Annotated in this window: 17 protein-coding genes and 1 pseudogene; 3 read left to right on the top strand and 15 right to left on the bottom strand. The window is 74.1% G+C overall.

The window, feature by feature from the left end:
• Positions 1 to 40: 40 nt before the first annotated feature.
• The 4 genes from EF903_RS15645 to EF903_RS15630 all read right to left on the bottom strand — a co-directional run bounded on the left by EF903_RS15645 (position 41) and on the right by EF903_RS15630 (position 4,003).
• Positions 41 to 1,069 (bottom strand): 6-phosphofructokinase, encoded by a 1,029-nt coding sequence (locus EF903_RS15645; RefSeq protein ID WP_125543838.1) that lies wholly within the window; start codon positions 1,067 to 1,069, stop codon positions 41 to 43.
• Positions 1,070 to 1,234: 165 nt separating this feature from the next.
• Positions 1,235 to 1,879: a response regulator transcription factor gene (locus EF903_RS15640; RefSeq protein ID WP_125543840.1), complete on the bottom strand. Its 645-nt coding sequence runs from the start codon at positions 1,877 to 1,879 to the stop codon at positions 1,235 to 1,237.
• Positions 1,880 to 1,947: 68 nt separating this feature from the next.
• A complete protein-coding gene (macS, locus tag EF903_RS15635; RefSeq protein WP_125543837.1) occupies positions 1,948 to 3,177 on the bottom strand; it encodes a MacS family sensor histidine kinase in 1,230 nt (409 codons plus the stop codon).
• Positions 3,178 to 3,217: 40 nt separating this feature from the next.
• A complete protein-coding gene (locus EF903_RS15630; RefSeq protein WP_125543839.1) occupies positions 3,218 to 4,003 on the bottom strand; it encodes a 1-acyl-sn-glycerol-3-phosphate acyltransferase in 786 nt (261 codons plus the stop codon).
• A 170-nt stretch (positions 4,004 to 4,173) separates the two neighbouring features.
• Here EF903_RS15630 and EF903_RS15625 point away from each other — a divergent pair, with 170 nt between their 5' ends.
• Positions 4,174 to 4,953: a carboxylesterase gene (locus EF903_RS15625; RefSeq protein ID WP_125543836.1), complete on the top strand. Its 780-nt coding sequence runs from the start codon at positions 4,174 to 4,176 to the stop codon at positions 4,951 to 4,953.
• Positions 4,865 to 5,578 (top strand): hypothetical protein, encoded by a 714-nt coding sequence (locus EF903_RS15620; protein ID WP_390335949.1) that lies wholly within the window; start codon positions 4,865 to 4,867, stop codon positions 5,576 to 5,578. The genes EF903_RS15625 and EF903_RS15620 overlap by 89 nt, the downstream gene beginning before the upstream one ends.
• A gap of 29 nt (positions 5,579 to 5,607) precedes the next feature.
• On the opposite strand, the gene EF903_RS15615 is transcribed toward EF903_RS15620, so the two are convergent.
• The 6 genes from EF903_RS15615 to EF903_RS15590 form a co-directional block, all read right to left on the bottom strand.
• Positions 5,608 to 6,375 carry an endonuclease/exonuclease/phosphatase family protein gene (locus EF903_RS15615; protein ID WP_125543834.1) on the bottom strand — a complete coding sequence of 256 codons (768 nt, stop codon included), beginning with the start codon at positions 6,373 to 6,375 and terminating at the stop codon, positions 5,608 to 5,610.
• Between the two features lie 78 nt (positions 6,376 to 6,453).
• Positions 6,454 to 7,395 carry an ROK family glucokinase gene (locus EF903_RS15610; protein WP_125543833.1) on the bottom strand — a complete coding sequence of 314 codons (942 nt, stop codon included), beginning with the start codon at positions 7,393 to 7,395 and terminating at the stop codon, positions 6,454 to 6,456.
• A gap of 61 nt (positions 7,396 to 7,456) precedes the next feature.
• On the bottom strand, positions 7,457 to 7,936 hold the full coding sequence (locus EF903_RS15605) for a DUF5304 domain-containing protein (protein WP_125543832.1): 480 nt from the start codon (positions 7,934 to 7,936) through the stop codon (positions 7,457 to 7,459).
• A 69-nt stretch (positions 7,937 to 8,005) separates the two neighbouring features.
• Positions 8,006 to 9,226, bottom strand: a complete 1,221-nt coding sequence (locus EF903_RS15600) for an ArsA-related P-loop ATPase (protein WP_125543831.1) — start codon at positions 9,224 to 9,226, stop codon at positions 8,006 to 8,008.
• A 5-nt stretch (positions 9,227 to 9,231) separates the two neighbouring features.
• Positions 9,232 to 9,678 (bottom strand): SRPBCC family protein, encoded by a 447-nt coding sequence (locus EF903_RS15595; protein ID WP_114057237.1) that lies wholly within the window; start codon positions 9,676 to 9,678, stop codon positions 9,232 to 9,234.
• Positions 9,679 to 9,758: 80 nt separating this feature from the next.
• Complete coding sequence (locus EF903_RS15590) at positions 9,759 to 10,553, bottom strand: metallophosphoesterase (protein ID WP_125543830.1); 795 nt, start codon at positions 10,551 to 10,553, stop codon at positions 9,759 to 9,761.
• Between the two features lie 229 nt (positions 10,554 to 10,782).
• On the opposite strand from EF903_RS15590, the gene EF903_RS15585 reads away from it, so the two are divergent.
• Positions 10,783 to 12,579 carry a long-chain fatty acid--CoA ligase gene (locus EF903_RS15585; protein WP_125543829.1) on the top strand — a complete coding sequence of 599 codons (1,797 nt, stop codon included), beginning with the start codon at positions 10,783 to 10,785 and terminating at the stop codon, positions 12,577 to 12,579.
• 157 nt (positions 12,580 to 12,736) lie between these two features.
• Here EF903_RS15585 and EF903_RS15580 read toward each other — a convergent pair whose 3' ends face one another.
• The 5 genes and pseudogenes from EF903_RS15580 to EF903_RS34090 all read right to left on the bottom strand — a co-directional run.
• Positions 12,737 to 13,060, bottom strand: coding sequence for a hypothetical protein (locus EF903_RS15580; RefSeq protein ID WP_125543828.1), 324 nt, complete (start codon positions 13,058 to 13,060; stop codon positions 12,737 to 12,739).
• Positions 13,057 to 13,425: a DUF6247 family protein gene (locus EF903_RS15575; protein ID WP_125543827.1), complete on the bottom strand. Its 369-nt coding sequence runs from the start codon at positions 13,423 to 13,425 to the stop codon at positions 13,057 to 13,059. The genes EF903_RS15580 and EF903_RS15575 overlap by 4 nt, the downstream gene beginning before the upstream one ends.
• Positions 13,426 to 13,456: 31 nt before the next feature.
• Positions 13,457 to 13,654 (bottom strand): type II toxin-antitoxin system Phd/YefM family antitoxin, encoded by a 198-nt coding sequence (locus tag EF903_RS15570; RefSeq protein ID WP_125543826.1) that lies wholly within the window; start codon positions 13,652 to 13,654, stop codon positions 13,457 to 13,459.
• A gap of 126 nt (positions 13,655 to 13,780) precedes the next feature.
• Entirely contained in the window at positions 13,781 to 14,923 is a 1,143-nt protein-coding gene (locus EF903_RS15565) for a glycosyltransferase family 4 protein (protein ID WP_125543825.1), read from the bottom strand.
• Between the two features lie 35 nt (positions 14,924 to 14,958).
• A pseudogene (locus EF903_RS34090) lies at positions 14,959 to 15,397 on the bottom strand (hypothetical protein); the annotation flags it as partial.

Genomic DNA, 15,397 nt, shown 5'->3' with positions numbered 1-15,397 from the left:
GGGGGGGGGGGGGGGGCGGGGCGGGCGGGCCGGGCCGGGCTCAGCCGAAGAAGACGCCGGCTTCCCGGTACAGCGCCGGGTCGACGGTCTTCAGCCTGGCCGTCGCCTCGGCGAGGGGGACCCGCACGATGTCGGTGCCGCGGAGCGCGACCATCGTCCCGAAGGCGCCGTCGCGGACGGCGTCGACGGCGTGCAGCCCGAAGCGTGTCGCGAGCCAGCGGTCGAAGGCGCTGGGGGTGCCGCCGCGCTGGACGTGGCCGAGGACGGTGGTGCGGGCCTCCTTGCCGGTGCGTGCCTCGATCTCCTTGGCCAGCCATTCGCCGACGCCGGACAGGCGGACGTGCCCGAAGGAGTCGGTGGTGGCGTCCTTGAGGACCATGTCGCCGTCCTTGGGCATGGCGCCCTCGGCGACGACGACGATCGGCGCGTAGCTGGCCTTGAACCGGGAGGTGACCCACGCGCACACCTCGTCGAGGTCGAAGCGCTGCTCGGGGATGAGGATGGCGTTGGCGCCGCCGGCGAGGCCGGAGTGCAGGGCGATCCAGCCTGCGTGGCGGCCCATCACCTCGACGACGAGGACCCGCATGTGGGACTCGGCGGTGGTGTGCAGCCGGTCGATGGCCTCGGTGGCGATGCCGACGGCGGTGTCGAAGCCGAAGGTGTAGTCGGTGGCGGACAGGTCGTTGTCGATGGTCTTCGGGACGCCGACGCAGGGGATGCCGTATTCCGCGTGGAGGCGGGCGGCGACGCCGAGGGTGTCCTCGCCGCCGATCGCGATCAGGGCGTCGACCTCGTGCTTGGCGAGGGTGTCCTTGATCTGCCGTACGCCGTCGTCGAGCGTGAACGGGTTGGTGCGCGAGGAGCCGAGGATGGTCCCGCCGCGCGGCAGGATGCCGCGGACGGCGGGGATGCCGAGGGGGACGGTGTCGCCCTCGACCGCGCCGCGCCAGCCGTCCTTGAAGCCGGTGAACTCGTAGCCGTACTCCTGGACGCCCTTGCGGACGGCGCCCCGGATGACCGCGTTGAGCCCGGGGCAGTCGCCGCCGCCGGTCAGCACTCCGACCTTCATGGGATCTCCCTTTCGCCACAGGGCCGCTCGGGCCCGCATGACGGCCACGCTAGTGGTGACCCAGGTCACACCGGCGGCAGCGGAAGGGGCAATTCCGGTGGAATTGCGGGGCGTTGGGTACGCCCGTTCACTCGGATGGGGACGTAAGTACGACGTACGCCAGTCTCAGACCCCGTCGAGGCCGCGCTCTATCGCGTACCGGACGAGTTCCACCCGGTTGTGCAGCTGGAGCTTGCCGAGGGTGTTCTGGACATGGTTCTGCACGGTGCGGTGGGAGATGACGAGCCGCTCCGCGATCTGCTTGTACGACAGCCCCTTGGCGACGAGCCGCAGCACCTCCGTCTCGCGGTCGGTCAGCTGGGGCGCCGTCGGCTCGTCGGGGGCGGCGGGCGCCGGGTCCGAGGCCAGCCTGCGGTACTCGCCGAGGACGAGCCCGGCGAGGCCCGGGGTGAACACGGCGTCGCCGGCGGCCGTGCGGCGCACCGCGTCGATCAGCTCCCCGGCGCCCGCGGACTTCATCAGGTAGCCGGTGGCACCGGACTTGACGGCCTCCAGGACGTCGGCGTGCTCGCCGCTGGCCGACAGGACGAGCACGCGCAGCGCCGGGTCGGCGCCGACGAGCTCCTTGCAGACCTGGACGCCGGGCATGCCGGGCAGGTTGAGGTCGAGGACCAGCACCTGCGGGGAGACGGCGCGGGCCCGGCGCACCGCCTCGGGGCCGTCGCCGGCGGTGGCGACGACGTCGAAGCCGGCCTCGGCGAGGTCGCGGGCCACCGCGTCGCGCCACATCGGGTGGTCGTCGACGACCATCACCCTGACGGCGCCGAGCGCATCGGCGCCCTGCCCGGTCGTCTGCGCGGTCTGCTCGTTCGGCTCGGTCACTGGGTCCTCCCCCTGGGTACTTTCAGTTCCACTTCGGTGCCCTGCCCGGGGACGGACACCAGCTCGGCGGTTCCGCCGAGGTCGCGCAGCCGGCCGCGGATGGACAGGGCGACACCCATGCGGCCCTCGCCTTCGGCCTGGACCAGGCGGCCCGCCGGGATGCCGGGGCCGTCGTCGCGGACGGTGACGACCACCTCGTCGTCCCAGTCCTCGACGAGGATCCAGGCGCGGGCTCCCTCCCCGGCGTGCCTGCGCACATTGTCCAGGGCCGCGCCGACGGCGGCCGCCAGCTCGCGGGCGGCGGGCGCGGGCAGCGGGACGGGGGAGCCCGGTTCGGCGAAGCTCACCCGAGACCCGGCGTGCGGGGCGAGCAGCGACCGCAGGTCCACCTCGCCGGCGCCGTCGTCCGCCCCGGTCCCGTCCCCGCCGTAGTCCTCGTCGTCGTACGCGTCGACCAGCGCGCCCCGCGACTCGTCGCGGGAGACCCGGGAGGGGCGGACGAGTCCGCTGGAGACGAGGGTGCGCAGCGCGACCTCCTGCTCTCCGGCCAGCCGCCCGAGCTCCGCGGCCTCGCCGCCCAGCTCGGTGCCGCGGCGCTGGACCATGGCGAGGACCTGGAGGACGCCGTCGTGGATGTCGCGGGCGAGGCGCTCCCGCTCGCGGGTGGCGGCCTCGATCTCCAGGGCGCGGGCGAGGGTGGCCTCGCTGGCGCGGGCGACCTCGACGACGTACCCGATGGCGACGGACGCCACCCACACCAGCAGCACGTTGTGGACGGTGTCCCGGGTGGGCTCGCCGCGCTGGACGATGTTGGCGGCGGCGACGAGGCTGGAGGCCACGCAGGCCCAGCGCCAGCCGCCCTTGAGGGCGAAGGCGAGGACCGAGCCGGCCGTCCAGATCGTGGGCAGGGTGGGTCCGCCGGCGGTGATCCGCTCGTGGGTGTCGGCGAGCGGGGTCAGCAGGATGCCCACGAGGGCGACCGTGAGGTCCGCGACGAGGAAGCGCTTGGTGCAGCCGGCCGCGTTCGCGACCTTGCGGATGGTGGCCAGGGTCCACACGGCGAGGAGCGCCAGGTACCAGACGGCGATCCACGGCCGGTCGAAGTACCGGTAGGCGGAGGCGAACAGCCCCACGGCGTAGACCATGGTGATCAGCCGGTAGGCGGTCAGCGCCCGCCACAGCGGCTGTTCGACCGACATGCGCACGACACGTTCGCGTTTCGCCATTGCCCCACCCCTTGCGGGCGGTACCGCCCTGCTGCCGTGCCTATTCGGCGGTCTTGCCGGCTTCCGCCGCCTGCTCGGCCTGCTCGGCCTTCTCCGCCTTCTCGGCCGCCTTGTCCGCGGCCTTCCCGGCGGCCTTGGCGGCCTTCTCCGCCTTCTCGGCGTCCGCGATCTGCCGCTTGGCGGCCGTCGCGTAGATGTCGACGTACTCCTGGCCGGACAGCTTCATGATCTCGTACATGACCTCGTCGGTCACCGAGCGGAGGATGAAGCGGTCGCCGTCCATGCCCTGGTAGCGGCTGAAGTCGAGCGGCTTGCCGATCCGGATGCCCGGCCGCATCAGCTTGGGGACGATCTTGCCGGGCGGCTGGATCTTCTCGGTGTCGATCATGGCGACGGGGATGACGGGGGCACCGGTGGCGAGCGCCACGCGGGCCAGGCCGCCGGGCTTGCCGCGGTAGAGCCGGCCGTCGGGTGAACGCGTCCCCTCCGGGTAGATGCCGAACAGCTCCCCGCGCTCGATGACCTCGATGCCGCTCTTGATGGCGGCCTCGCCGGCGCCGCGCGCCCCGGAGCGGTCCACCGGGAGCTGGCCGACGCCCTTGAAGAACGCCGCGGTCAGCTTGCCCTTCACGCCCGGGGAGGTGAAGTACTCGGCCTTGGCGATGAAGGTGACCTTCCGGTCGAGCACGGCCGGCAGGAAGAACGAGTCCGAGAAGGACAGGTGGTTGCTCGCCAGGATCGCCGGCCCCTCGGCGGGGATGTTCTCGAGGCCCTCCACCCACGGCCTGAAGGCGAGCTTCAGGGAACCCCCGATGGAGAACTTCATTGCGCCGTAGATCAACTCGAAAGCCTTCCTGTGTCCTGTCGAACAGACCTTAACCCCTGCCCCGCACCGAGGTGCCCCGACGGCCCTGGTCGGTCCCGTGCCGGTCGCGTACGGTGAAGTCACACAGCGCTACGCACCCGCCCACACCCCCTGTCACTAAGGAGAACCCGGTGCCCGTCCTCCCTGGAGCCGAGCCGTTCCGCCACGAGGGCGGGGAGGTCGGCGTCCTCCTGTGCCACGGCTTCACGAGCACTCCGCAGTCGATGCGCCCCTGGGCCGAGTATCTCGCCGCGCAGGGCCTGACGGTGTCGGTGCCGCTGCTTCCGGGGCACGGTACGCGCTGGGAGGACATGCAGCTCACGGGGTGGCAGGACTGGTACGCGGAGGTCGACCGGGCGCTGCGCGAGCTGCTCGACCGGTGCGCCCGGGTGTTCGTCTTCGGCCTGTCGATGGGCGGTGCGCTGACCCTGCGGCTGGCGGCGAAGCACGGTGATGCCATCAGCGGCATCGTCCTCGTCAACCCGGCCAACAAACTGCACGACCCGCGGGCGTTCGCCCTTCCGGTGGCCAAGCACTTCATCCGGTCGACGCCGGGCATCGCGAGCGACATCGCGAAGCCGGGTGCGTCGGAGATCGGCTACGACCGGGTGCCGACGCGGGCCGCGCAGTCGCTGCGGGACTTCCTGCGGCTGGTGGACGGCGACCTGCCGCAGGTGACGCAGCCGGTGCTGCTGCTGCACAGCCCTCAGGACCACGTGGTCCCGCCGGTGGACTCGGCGCGGATCCTGGCGCGGATCTCCTCGACGGACGTGACCGAGACCCTGCTGGAACACAGCTACCACGTCGCGACGTTGGACCACGATGCGGAGCGGATCTTCGAGGACAGCCTCGCGTTCGTCGCGCGGCTCGCGGAGGGCGTCGGCAGCAAGGAGGCGGCCAGCGGTGGCTGAACACGAGGAGCCCGCGGGGGGCGTGCCCCCGCTGGACGAGGAAGCGGCGTGGGCGGCGATCGTCGCCGGGTACGGGCAGGAGCCGCCGGACCCGCCGGGGTCGCGGCCGTTCCGGCCGATCGAGAACCTGATGCTGCCCGAGGAGGACGTCAAGCCGCTGCCGCCGGCGCCGGAGCAGCCCTCCGGCGCCGGGCCCGGGGCGCCCGGGACCGCGGAAGCGCCGTCGCGCGGGGAATCCGGGGCGGAGCCCGCACAGGACGACGCCGCCGGCCCGGCGAAGCCGCTGGGCGGCTCGGTGGTGTTCGCCCCGGGCGTCGGGGTGGGCGGGGCCGGGAGCGGGCCGCGGGACTACGCGCCGGCCGAGCCGGACGACGGGGACGAGGGGCACTTCGTCCAGCCCGAGCCGGAGCTGCCGGAGGCCGATACCACGGCGAAGTTCGCGTGGCTGGCGGTGGTGGGCGGGCCGGTGCTGCTGCTGCTCGCGGTGCTGTTCCGGTGGGACATGACGTGGTGGCTGACCACCCTGGGCATCGGCGGCTTCCTGGGCGGCTTCGCCACCCTGGTGGCCCGTATGGCGCACGGCGACGACGAGGACGACGACCCGGGCCGCGGCGCCGTCGTCTGACCGGCCGGACACCGTGCGGGCCGGGCGGCTCAGCTTGCGGCGGGGAGGCGCAGGGCGGCGAGGACCGGGAGGTGGTCGGTGGCCGCGGCGAGGTCCGCGCCGCTGACGCCGTCGAGGCCCTCGGGCACGCCGCAGCCGAGGACCTCCACCCCGCGGCTCGCGAAGACCGCGTCGATGCGCCGCGGCCGCCCGGAGCGGGTGAAGGTGTGCTCGCCGCCCCACGGGGCGGCCGTACGGCAGTCCTGGAGGGCGCCGGCCAGCGTCCGGAAGGCGGGGCCGTCGGGCGTCTCGTTGACGTCCAGGGCGGCGATCGCGTACGGGGTCCCCGCCTCTGTGATGCGGGACAGCAGCTCCCCGGCCTGGGCCCGGCGCTCCGCGGGGTCCAGCGAGAGGTGGGCGCTGAACACGGCGGTGCGGGCGGCCCCGAAGCGGACGACGGCGGTGGCGAAGCCCCGCCGGTGCAGGCCGGGCGTCAGGGGGAGCAGGACGTCCTCGGTGCGCTCGACGGTGGCCCGCAGCGAGCACATCAGGAGCGGTCCGGCGGCGGTCGCCCCGCCGGTGAGCACGACGAGGTCGCACTTGGCGGCGAGGCGGGCGGCGTGCTTGCGCCAGCGGAAGAAGCGCGGCGCCTCCTGGACGAAGACCAGGTCGGGGGCGCAGGCGCGGATGACGCGGGCCAGGGCGTCCTCGTCGTCGCGCAGCGAGCGGACGTTGTAGCTGAGGGCGCGGACGACGGCGGAGCCGTCGGCCTCCGTCCGGGACTGCGGCAGCGCGGGCAGGCGCGAGGTCAGGTCCATACCCGGCAACATAGCCACACCGCCCGCCGTGCCACAGGGGGCGCGGCGGGCGGTGTGGCGCGGGGTCGCCGGGCGGGCTCAGCCCTGGCGGGCGAGGTCGGCCGCGCCGACCAGGCCGGCCTTGCCGCCGAGCTGGGCGGCCAGCACCTGGGCGTGCGGGCGCCAGGCGCCGCCGATCAGCCAGCGCTTGAAGGACTTGCGGATCGGGTCGAGGACGAGGTCGCCCTCGTCGGAGACGCCGCCGCCGACGATGAACGCCGACGGGTCGAACAGCGAGGCCAGGTCGGCGAGGCCGGCGCCGGCCCAGCGGGCCAGCTCGCGGAAGGAGTCGACGGCCACCGGGTCGCCCTGGCGGGCGGCCTCGCTGATGTGCTTGCCCTCGATGCCCTCGGGGGTGCCGTCGCCCAGGGCGAGGAGCAGCGCGGCGTTCTCCGGCGTGGCCTTGGCGCGCTGCTTGGCGTAGCGGACCAGGGCGCGGCCGGAGGCGTACTGCTCCCAGCAGCCCTGGCTGCCGCAGCCGCACAGCAGGCCGTCGGGGACGACGCGGATGTGGCCGAACTCGGCGGCCACGCCGAAGCGGCCGCGGCGCAGCTTGTTGCCGATGATGATGCCGCCGCCGAGGCCGGTGCCGAGGGTGATGCAGATGACGTCCTCGTGGCCCTGGCCGGCACCGAAGCGGTACTCGCCCCAGGCGGCGCAGTTGGCGTCGTTCTCGACGACGACGGGCAGGCCGATGCGCTGCTCGACCTTGTCCTTGAGCGGCTCGTGGCGCCAGTTGATGTTGGGCGCGAACAGGACGGTCGCGCGCTTGTCGTCGACGTATCCGGCGGCGCCGATGCCGACGGCCTCGATGGTGTGGTGGCTGCTTACCGCGGAGACGGCGGAGCAGATCGCGTCCGTCACTCCGTCCGCGCTCGGCGGGGTGGGCACCTTGTACGTCTCAAGGATGGTGCCCTCTTCGTCGACCACGCCGGCCGCGATCTTCGTGCCGCCGATGTCGACGCCGATGGTGAGTCCCATTAGTCCCTCGGTTTCCGGTCAAACCCCGCCACGGCCAAAGGTACCCGAGGGTGGCGGAGTCTCAGTCGAGGTCGATGTGCTGGGTGGGGCCCGGGCCGCCGTCGTCGCGGGGGTCGGAGCCGTCGCCGGCGGGCTTGCCGTCGGCGCCGGGCGCGGGGTCTGCGGCGCCGCGGGTCCAGCGGCGCTCGTGGCCCTCGACGGCGGAGCGGTAGGCGGCCAGCAGTTCGGAGCCGGCGGCGGCGAGGTGGTCGAAGACCTCCGGGTTGCGCTCGACGACGGGCCGGGCGGCGGCCTTGGCCTGGTCGACGAACTGCCGGACGGCGCCCTGGGCGGCGGCCCCGAGCAGCGGGTTGTTCAGGGCGGTCACCTTGTCGGCGACGGCCTCGAACAGCTTGAGGAGCTCCTCGGCTGCGGTGCCGGCCTGCCCGCCGGGGCCGGCCGGGCCGCCGTGCCGGGAGCGGCGGCGCTCCTTCTCGGCGGCGAGGTCCTCGGCGCAGGCGTCGGCCCAGGCGTCGTCGGGACGGTCGGTGGCCTCGCTCATGGCGGACTCTCCTGGGCGGCTTCGGGTGTGCGTGCTGCCTTCGACGTTACCCGAACGGGGGTACGCGGTTCAGGGCGTCCGCGGCCACAGCGCGGGGTCGGGGGTGAAGCGGATGCGGAGCTCGCCGTCGGCGAGGGCGGCGCCGGAGACGGTGCAGCGGCGCAGGGCGGCGGGCAGGGGGACGATCCGCCGGTGCGGTCCGGCGGCGACGAGCAGCTCGTCGCCGCGGCGTACGAGGTCGAGGTCGCGCTTCTCTGCGCCGGGCAGCGGCACGGCCCAGACGAGGACGCCGTCCTCGGCGAGCCGGTCCTCGACGGTCCAGGGCCGGCGGGCGGCGGGGCCGTGCGGGAGCAGCCGGGCGGCCGCGGCGGCGAGCCGGTCGAGGTCCTGCGGGCCGCGGGGGGTGCGGCCGAGGTGGGGCAGGGCGGTGACGGGCGTGCGCGCGGCCCAGCGGGCGGCGTACCGCTCCTGCTCGGCGGCGACTCCGGCGAGCCAGGGGTCGGGCGAGTCCTGCGGGACCATGCGGTTGGCGGCGATCCCGGCGACGCCCAGCTCCATGAGGGAGGCGCCGAGCAGGCCGCTGCGCAGGGCGGCGTCGGCGGCCGGGCCCGGTTCGGCGACGAGCAGCAGGGAGGTGGTGTCGGCCTCGACGGCCTCCTGGGCGGCGGCCAGCTCCCCGTCCCAGCGGGCTGCGGTCTCGTACAGCCACTGGGCGGGCATCGGCACGCCGGCGAGCTGGGCCAGCACGGGCCGCAGGGCGCGGGCGGCCTGCCGCTCGGCGGGCAGCAGCCGGGCCAGGTAGCGGCGCAGCTGGGCGGGGAGCGCGAGGGCGGCGAGGGCCTGGTGCAGCGGCGGCATGTCGGCGACGACGAGGTCGGTGCCGGGGGCGGACGCGGCCCGGCGCAGGGCGCGCAGCAGGGCGAACTGCTCGGCGCCGGGGAGGTCGGTGAGCTCCTCGGCGCCGAGGGGGCGGGAGCCGACCAGGCCGAGCAGGGCGGATCCGCGCTGCTGGAGGGCGGCGAGTTCGGCGCGGAACTCGGCGCCGGAGTCGACGCGGGCCGTGAGGACCCCCGCGGCGGGCTCGGCGGTCAGGCCGGGGGCCGCCTCGACGGGTTCTCCGGTGGGTTCGCCGAGGAGGGCGCGGGCCGGGTCCGCCGGGCCGGCGGGGGCCGCCGCGTCCGCGCGGAGCAGCAGGACGCGCTGCCCGGTGCGGGCCGCGGCGGCTGCGGCGGCCGCTGCGACGGTGGTCCGTCCGGCGCCGCCGGGGCCGGTGACGAGCAGGATGCGCACGCCGGTCAGGCCGCGGTCGTCTCGACGCGCTTCTTCAGGCCGGCGAGGGCGCGGTCGATGATGACCTTCTCGGCCTTCCGCTTGATCATGCCGAGCATGGGGATCTTGACGTCGACGGTGAGCTGGTAGGTGACCTCGGTGCGCTTGCCGCCGTCGAGGGGGGCCAGCCGGTAGGAGCCGTCGAGCTGGCGGAGCATCTGGGACTTGTCGAGGGTCCAGCTGACCTCGTCGGTGCCGTTCCAGGTGTAGGCGAGCGTGTGGTCGTCGCGGATCGCGCCGGCGTCGAGCAGCAGGCGGACCTTCTGCGCGCGGCCCTGGGCGTCGGCGGCGAGCACCTCGGCCTCCTTGACCTCGCCGGTCCACTCGGGGTAGCGGGCGAAGTCGGCGATCACGGCCATGACGTCGGCCGGCGCCGCATCGATCGTGATGCTCGAGCTGGTGTGTTCCGCCATCGCGGTCGCTCCTGACGTGGAGTGTTCGAGGATGTGTGCGGCCTGAGGCCGCCGCGTGCAGGCTACCGTGCGTGCGGAGGTCACCACTCCAGGACCCAGGGCCTTCCGGTGGAGGCGAAGTGGCCGACGTTCACGCACTCCGTGGACCCGATCCGCATGCGGCGCACCAGGGGCTGGTGGACGTGCCCGAAGAGGGCGTGGCGGGGGCGGGTCCGCCGGATCGCGGCCAGGAGGGCCTCGCTGCCGCGCTCGAAGCGGCGGGCGACGGTGTCGTAGCAGAGCTCGGGGACCTCCGGCGGGATGTGCGAGCACAGCACGTCGACCTCGCCGAGCGCCTCGACCTTGGCGGCGTACTCCTCCTCGTCGACCTCGTAGGGGGTGCGCATCGGGGAGGGCAGGCCGCCGCCGACGAAGCCGAAGACGCGGCCGGCGATCTCGACGCGCTGCCCGTCGAGGACGGTGGTGGAGGGGCCGGCGTACTCGGGCCACAGGGCGGGGATGTCGACGTTGCCGTAGGTGGCGTACGTGGGGTGGGGGAACGCGGCGAACAGCTCGGCGTACTGGCGGCGCACGGCCTCCTCGATCAGCCGTTCGCGGTCCAGGCCGGCCCACAGCCGGCGCCCGAGCGCGCGGGCCTCCTCGAAGCGGCGCGCGGTGCGCAGCTCGACGATGCGGCGGGCGTTCTCGGCGCCGAAGAGGTCGGGGAGGATGCCGCGGGAGTGGTCGGCGTAGTCGAGGAAGAGCACCAGGTCGCCGAGGCAGATCAGCGCGTCGGCGCCGTCCCCGGCCCTGGCGAGCGCCTCGGCGTTGCCGTGGACGTCGCTGACGACGTGGACCCGCGTGCTGTTTTTCCTGCCACCCGTGCTGCCCGTCATGGGCCCACCCTAGGGGGGTGGGCGCGACGCGGGTAGAGGCGCTGGCCGCAGGGGTCCTACCTGCGGTTACTTCCTAGTCGTTGCTTGGGTCGACTAAGGTCGGCGGGGCAGTGCCGCGCCATGTGACGCACGGAACATCTGGCCGGTTCCCTCTATCCGGAACCCACTACCGGTGGGTAACGTCCGGTCGGTCCACACGGTGGCGATGGCGCCCAGAGGAGCAGCAGTCTTGCGCGAGTTCAGCCTTCCGGCCCTGTACGAGGTCCCGTCGGACGGGAACCTCACGGATCTCATCCGCCGCAATGCCGCGCAGCATCCGGACACCGCCGTCATGGGCCGCAAGGCCGGCGGCCGGTGGCAGGACGTGACCGCGCGGGAGTTCCTCGCCGAGGTCCGGGCCGCGGCCAAGGGCCTCATCGCGGCCGGCGTCCGGCCCGGCGACCGCGTCGCACTGATCTCCCGCACCCGCTACGAGTGGGTGCTGGCCGACTTCGCGATCTGGTCCGCGGGCGGTGTCACCGTGCCCGTGTACGAGACCAGCTCGCCCGAGCAGATCCAGTGGATCCTCGGCGACTCCGGCGCCGTCGCGGCGATCGTGGAGGGCCCCGGGCACGCCGAGGCCGTCGCGTCGCTGCGCGACCGGCTGCCCGAGCTGCGCGAGGTCTGGCAGATCGAGCAGGGCGCCGTGGAGGCGCTGACCGCGCTCGGCGCGGGGATCACGGACGCCGAGGTCGACGAGCGCAGCTCGATCGCCAACGCGGACGACCCCGCCACCATCGTCTACACCTCGGGCACCACGGGCCGCCCGAAGGGCTGCGTGCTGACCCACCGGAACTTCTTCGCCGAGTGCGGGAACGTGGTGGAGCGGCTGAGCCCGCTGTTCCGCACCGGTGAGTGCTCGGTGCTGCTCTTCCTGCCCGCGGCGCACGTCTTCGGCCGCCTGGTGGAGGTGGCGGCGGTGCTGGCGCCGATCCGCCTGGGCTGCGTACCGGACATCAAGAACCTGACCGACGAACTCCAGTCGTTCCGGCCGACGCTGATCCTCGGGGTGCCGCGCGTCTTCGAGAAGGTCTACAACTCGGCGCGCGCCAAGGCGCAGGCCGAGGGCAAGGGGAAGGTCTTCGACGCCGCCGCGGAGACGGCCATCGCGTACAGCCGCGCGCTGGACACCCCGAAGGGCCCGTCCTTCGGCCTGAAGCTCAAGCACAAGATCTTCTCGAAGCTGGTCTACGCCAAGCTGCACGCGGTGCTCGGCGGCCGCGGCGAGTACGCCATCTCCGGCGGCGCACCGCTCGGCGAGCGCCTCGGCCACTTCTTCCGCGGCATCGGCTTCACGGTCCTGGAGGGCTACGGCCTGACGGAATCCTGCGCGGCGACCGCCTTCAACCCGTGGGACCGCCCGAAGATCGGCACGGTCGGCCAGCCGCTGCCCGGCTCGGTGGTGCGCATCGCCGACGACGGCGAGGTGCTGCTGCACGGCGAGCAGATCTTCTCCGGCTACTGGCAGAACGAGGCGGCGACGGCCGAGGCGCTGACCGACGGCTGGTTCCACACCGGTGACGTCGGCACCCTCGACGAGGACGGCTACCTCGCGATCACCGGCCGGAAGAAGGAGCTGATCGTCACGGCCGGCGGCAAGAACGTCGCCCCCGCGGTGATCGAGGACCGCATCCGGGCGCACGCGCTCGTCGCCGAGTGCATGGTCGTCGGCGACGCCCGGCCGTTCGTGGCCGCGCTGGTCACCATCGACGAGGAGTTCCTCTCCCGCTGGGCGGCGGAGAACGGCAAGCCGGCCGGATGCACCGCGGCCGACCTGCGCGAGGACGCGGACCTGATCGCGGCCGTCCAGAAGGCGGTCGACGACGGCAACGCGGCCGTGTCGAAGGCGGAGTCGGTCCGCAAGTTCCGCATCCTGCCGTCGCAGTTCACGGAGGAGTCGGGCCACATCACGCCGTCGCTGAAGCTGAAGCGGAACGTCGTCGCGAAGGACTTCGCCGACGAGATCGAAGCGCTGTACCGCGCGTAGGCGCCCTGCACGGTTCCCCGCGCCCCCGATCCCCGGCTCCCGAGCCGAGGGGGCGCGGGGTTCGGCGTTCCCCGGGACCCGCGCCCCTGGGCAGAGCCCCCAGGGCCGCGGGGAACCGCGCGACCAGCCCACCGCGGCCGCGGGCCCAGACGGGGCCTCAGGCCCAGAACGCGTCGGTGACGGTGATCTGGGGGTCGGCGTGGCGGCGGATGAACGTGAAGACGAGCCAGCCGCGGCCGCCGGCGAGGTCGGCGATGTGCGGGCCGCCTGGGTTGGTCGAGGCCAGCGGGCGGACGGTGATCCAGTGCGGTAGGGACGAATCCGCGTCAATCCCCCGGTAGTAGGGGTCCAAGACGGTGATCAACTCGGCGCGGGCTGCCAGCACGAGCTGTTTGCCGTCCTCGGGCATGCTCTCGAACTCTTGGAGCGCCTCGACCGCCCAGTCCATCTTCCAGGGCGGGCGCGGGCACTCATCGGTCACCGGCCGGGCTCCGCGCCCGCCGCCTGGTGGCGCAATCGGCTGAACTCGGCCAGGAGGGCCGCGGATTCCTCCGGGTCGTCGGATTTCGCCGCCCGGGCTTCGAGGTCGTGCAGGTGGGCTTCGAGGCGGGGGTCGCGGGCGATGGCGTACTGCGTCCACCACAGACGCAGGAATGCCGGTACCGGGGTGAGGTTGAAGGTGTCGGCGATCGTCCGACGCCAGTGGGCCTCGAAGTCCGGCAGCAGGTGCGGGGCGTGCTCCTGGATCGCCAGGCGGAGGGCCTGGGGGGTGCGCTCGGGCATCGGCGGCACACGGCGGGGTTGGTCGCCGCCGGGTCCGTCGAAATGGAGGGGCTGCGCTGTCATGGCGGAGGGCTCCTGTGTACCTGTGGTCCGGTCAGGCCGCGCTCTGGTCGGCGTCGTCGGTTGAGGGCCGCTGGGCCGTGTACTGCTCGAACCATTCGGCGGGGACCAGGTAGGCGAGGGTCTTGCCCTTCCGGGTGATCGCGGCCGGCTCGCCGGCGATCCGCGTGCGGTCGAGGATCTCGCCCATCTGCTTGCGGAGGTCGATCGTCGTGTACGTCTTCGGCTCCATGCACGCACCCTATCCCAACTATTATAGTTGCGATAGTTCGCAGGCCCGGAGCACGGCGCCGCAGCGCAAGGAGTGATCGCCCTGGACGGGCGTGCCACCCGAGCCGGCGAACTTTCCCGCTCGCCGCTACAGGAGGGCGCGGAGGTGGGTGGCCAGGTGGTCCCAGCGCCACTTCTCCTCGACCCAGGCCCGGCCGCGGTCGCCCATGCGGCGGCGGAGCTCGGGATCCTCCAGGAGGGCCACGATGCGCTCCGCGGCGTCTGCCGGGTCGCCGCCCCGCACGACCCACCCGGTCTCCCCGTCGAGCACGGCGTCCGGCGCTCCCCCGGAGTCCCCGGCGACGACCGGCAGGCCGGTGGCGGAAGCCTCCAGGTACACGATGCCGAGGCCTTCGACGTCGAGGCCGCCCCGCCGTGTCCGGCACGGCATGGCGAAGACGTCCCCGGCCCCGTAGTGGGCGGGCAGCTCCTCCCACGGCACGGCACCGGTGAACACCACCGACCGGGCGACGCCGGTGGAGGCCGCGAGCGCCCGCAGCTCCGCTTCGTAGGGCCCGCCGCCGACGACGAGCAGTACCGCGTCCGGCTGGGCCGCGAGGATCCGCGGCATGGCCTGGATCAGCGTGTCCTGCCCCTTGCGGGGGACGAGCCGCGAGACGCACACGACGACGGGCCGGTCGGTGAGCCCGAGCCTGGCCCGGATCTCGTCGCCGCCGCTTCCGGGGTGGAAGGCCTTCTCGTCGACGCCGGGCGGCAGTTGCACCATGCGGGCGGCGGCCTGCGGGGTCAGCGCGGAGGCGATCCGGGAGCGGGTGTACTCGCCGAGGTAGGTGAGGGTGTCGGTGCCTTCGCCGATCCTCCGCAGCAGCTGCCGTGCGGCGGGGAGCTGCGCCCAGCCGGCCTCGTGGCCGTGGGTGGTGGCGACGATCCGGCGGGCGCCGGCCCGCCGGAGGGCGGGGGCCATCAGCCCGAGCGGTGCGGCGGCCCCGAACCACACGGATTCGCAGCCGTGTTCGCGCAGCAGTTCCACGGCCCGCCGGGTGACGCGCGGCGTCGGCAGCAGCATGGTGGTGCGGTCGCGTACGACGGGGAACGGCTGCTCGGCGTCGAAGGCGGCGGTGGCCTCGCGGCCTTCGGCGCTGTGCTTCCAGGTGGAGGCGTAGACGACGATCCGGTCGGGGTCGAGCCGCAGCGCCATGTTGTGCAGGAAGGCCTGGATGCCGCCGGGGCGCGGGGGGAAGTCGTTGGTCACGATCAGCGTCTTGTGCATGGCCTGCCGACAGTACCGGACGAGCCGCGTGGCGCTCAGGGCGCCGCCGCGAGCTCGGTGCGCAGCCGCTCGCGCCAGGCCCGCGCGAGTTCCGCCCCGTCGAGCCCGAGCTCTTCACCCAGGGCGGTGTCGAGCGGTTCCCGCCCGGCCCGCTCGTAGAGCCGGACGAGGGCGCCGTCCCCCCGGCTTTCGGCGATGAGCCTGCAGGCGAGCCAGGCGCCCTCGTCCGGCTCTAAGGGCGGGCCGGGCGGGGCCCTGGGCGCCGCCGCGTCCGCGTGCGGCAGCCGCTCGGGGCTGGCCGGGGCGGGGTCCGCCCGGGCGAGGCCGGGGCCTTCGGCCAGGGCGGTGTCGCGGGGGCCCCGGCTGGCCCGGTCGAACGACCGGGCGCGGGTGCCCGCCCTGCTCGCGCCGGCGGTGGGGGAGCAGGCGAGCCGGTGGCGGTTGCCCTGGTCGACGGGGGGGCCGGGCGGGAAC

The organism is Streptomyces sp. WAC05292 (assembly GCF_003949955.1).
GTDB lineage: Bacteria > Actinomycetota > Actinomycetes > Streptomycetales > Streptomycetaceae > Streptomyces > Streptomyces globosus.
Note: the sequence above shows the minus strand (reverse complement) of the source record. Positions and strands in the feature narration are given on the sequence as shown.

Excerpts from the sequence above, each read along its gene's own strand:
- EF903_RS15565 (WP_125543825.1), bottom strand. The coding sequence starts at position 14,923 with ATGCACAAGACGCTGATCGTGACCAACGACTTCCCCCCGCGCCCCGGC.
- EF903_RS15620 (WP_390335949.1), top strand. The coding sequence starts at position 4,865 with ATGCGGAGCGGATCTTCGAGGACAGCCTCGCGTTCGTCGCGCGGCTCG.
- EF903_RS15630 (WP_125543839.1), bottom strand. The coding sequence starts at position 4,003 with ATGAAGTTCTCCATCGGGGGTTCCCTGAAGCTCGCCTTCAGGCCGTGG.
- EF903_RS15645 (WP_125543838.1), bottom strand. The coding sequence starts at position 1,069 with ATGAAGGTCGGAGTGCTGACCGGCGGCGGCGACTGCCCCGGGCTCAAC.
- EF903_RS15605 (WP_125543832.1), bottom strand. The coding sequence starts at position 7,936 with ATGAGCGAGGCCACCGACCGTCCCGACGACGCCTGGGCCGACGCCTGC.
- EF903_RS15610 (WP_125543833.1), bottom strand. The coding sequence starts at position 7,395 with ATGGGACTCACCATCGGCGTCGACATCGGCGGCACGAAGATCGCGGCC.
- EF903_RS15575 (WP_125543827.1), bottom strand. The coding sequence starts at position 13,425 with ATGACAGCGCAGCCCCTCCATTTCGACGGACCCGGCGGCGACCAACCC.
- EF903_RS15615 (WP_125543834.1), bottom strand. The coding sequence starts at position 6,375 with ATGGACCTGACCTCGCGCCTGCCCGCGCTGCCGCAGTCCCGGACGGAG.
- EF903_RS15590 (WP_125543830.1), bottom strand. The coding sequence starts at position 10,553 with ATGACGGGCAGCACGGGTGGCAGGAAAAACAGCACGCGGGTCCACGTC.
- EF903_RS15640 (WP_125543840.1), bottom strand. The coding sequence starts at position 1,879 with ATGGTCGTCGACGACCACCCGATGTGGCGCGACGCGGTGGCCCGCGAC.
- macS (WP_125543837.1), bottom strand. The coding sequence starts at position 3,177 with ATGGCGAAACGCGAACGTGTCGTGCGCATGTCGGTCGAACAGCCGCTG.
- EF903_RS15570 (WP_125543826.1), bottom strand. The coding sequence starts at position 13,654 with ATGGAGCCGAAGACGTACACGACGATCGACCTCCGCAAGCAGATGGGC.
- EF903_RS15595 (WP_114057237.1), bottom strand. The coding sequence starts at position 9,678 with ATGGCGGAACACACCAGCTCGAGCATCACGATCGATGCGGCGCCGGCC.